General features: G+C 68.9%; 1 protein-coding gene. It reads left to right on the top strand.

All coding sequences use genetic code 11. The features are described 5' to 3' along the window. Nucleotides 1-820, top strand: an 820-nt coding sequence (galE, locus tag EQG76_RS31435; protein WP_159719129.1) for a UDP-glucose 4-epimerase GalE, incomplete at both ends; no start/stop codon positions are given.

Raw genomic sequence — 820 nt, 5'->3', positions numbered from 1 at the left:
GTCCTGGTGACCGGCGGTGCCGGCTATATCGGCAGCCACGTAGTCAAGGAGCTGCGCCGGGCGGGCTTCGTGCCGGTGGCGCTGGACAATCTTTATGCCGGGCACCGCTGGGCGGTGCGCCCGGACGAGCTGGTGGTGGCCGATGTCGGCGATCCGGTGGCGGTGGACCGGCTGATGGGCAAAGGGAAGTTCGCCGCGATCGTGCACATGGCCGCCCATATCTGGGTGGGCGAGAGTGTGCGCGACCCGGCGAAGTACTACCGCAACAACACAATCGCGGCGCTCAACCTGTTCGATTGCGCGGTCCGCCACGGGATCGGCAAGGTGGTGTTCTCCTCCACCGCCGCTGTCTATGGCGAGCCGGACCTCCACCCGATCCCGGAGACCGCACCGCTCAGCCCCATCAACCCCTATGGCGCCTCCAAGCTGATGGCCGAGCGGATGCTGGCCGACCTGATGGCGGCCTCGGGCGGGAACTGGCTCGCCTTGCGCTACTTCAACGTGGCCGGGGCCGATCCCGACGGCGAGATCGGCGAGGCCACCCCGGACAACGGCCATCTGGTCAAGCTCGCCTGCATGACCGCGGCTGGCCTGCGCGAGGGGATGGCGATCCACGGGCGGGACTATCCCACCCCCGACGGCACCTGCATTCGCGACTATGTGCACGTGACCGACTTGGCCCGGGCACATGTGGCGGCGCTGCGCCACCTGCTGGACGGCGGGGCGTCGATGGCGCTCAATTGCGGCTATGGGCGAGGCTTCAGCGTCCAGGAGGTGCTGGACACCTGCCGGCGGGTGACCGGAGTCGACTTCCCGGTGG

It is taken from the genome of Geminicoccus flavidas (assembly GCF_009806515.1).
GTDB classification, from domain to species: domain Bacteria; phylum Pseudomonadota; class Alphaproteobacteria; order Geminicoccales; family Geminicoccaceae; genus Geminicoccus; species Geminicoccus flavidus.
This window is presented reverse-complemented; position numbering and strand designations above follow the sequence as displayed.